This window comes from Desulfovibrio sp. OH1186_COT-070 (assembly GCF_003860215.1).
Taxonomy (GTDB): domain Bacteria; phylum Desulfobacterota; class Desulfovibrionia; order Desulfovibrionales; family Desulfovibrionaceae; genus Desulfovibrio.
Genome location: NZ_RQYH01000186.1, coordinates 1 through 413, shown reverse-complemented (window position 1 = coordinate 413; position 413 = coordinate 1). Strand labels below are relative to the sequence as shown.

At 41.4% G+C, this 413-nt stretch carries 1 protein-coding gene; it reads left to right on the top strand.

Features of this window, described 5'->3' with window-relative positions:
- A partial coding sequence (locus tag EII23_RS13055) for a hypothetical protein (protein ID WP_221620430.1) occupies nucleotides 1–413 on the top strand: 413 nt, incomplete at both ends.

Genomic DNA, 413 nt, shown 5'->3' with positions numbered 1-413 from the left:
TGCCGAAACTCAACAAAGCTCTTTTGGCTCAATTTATTGGAAACCATACAGCAACGACCATTACAAGAAGCCAATATGTTACGGTACAGTATCAAAAATACCAATTACCCAATCCGCAAGTATTGATGATGCTTGCTCCGAACAATTACAAGGTTGATGCCTATTACATTCCGAATAAGGGCGAAGTGCAAGAGGTGTACTTGTATCAAAACGGTGAATTTCTGTGCGAATGCAAACCTGTACCGACCTTTAACCGAGCCAATGCTGAATGGACGGATTTAGACGTGCAAAAATACCAAGAGGCGATGGCGTATATCTGTCAATTCAATACGATGATAAAAGAGCAGACCGATGAAAAATTGCCCAAAGTAGGCGTTTTGGAAGCTCAACCCTCGATTGAAGTGGAATATAAC